Source organism: Sphingomonas sp. 10B4 (genome assembly GCF_035019905.1).
GTDB lineage: Bacteria > Pseudomonadota > Alphaproteobacteria > Sphingomonadales > Sphingomonadaceae > Sphingomonas > Sphingomonas glacialis.
The window spans coordinates 1-240 of sequence record NZ_JASJVC010000543.1 but is presented as its reverse complement, the minus strand read 5'-3'; the positions used below and the strand labels follow the sequence as shown (position 1 = coordinate 240).

General features: G+C 42.9%; 1 pseudogene. It reads right to left on the bottom strand.

The annotated features are described in order from the left end of the window. A pseudogene (locus QN347_RS20810) lies at window positions 1-240 on the bottom strand (integrase); the annotation flags it as partial.

The window sequence follows — 240 nt, the reverse complement described above, 5'->3', positions numbered from 1 at the left end:
AAGGAGGAAAGAGGTTTTCCAAGCTCAAGGATGGACCATAGTAAGAACCGTTCAACCTGGTTGCGATACGATAAATACGTATTGGAGTCTTTTTCAAAGGTACTTAGCCAAACCTGTATAGCCTCAAAATCATTCTCTGCGCCAGATTTATTTCTCTCGCCGCGGTTATGTCCGGTTGATCCATCGAGATCTTGCCTTGGCTTGAAATACTCGATGGGAACGATACCAAATATTTTTGGA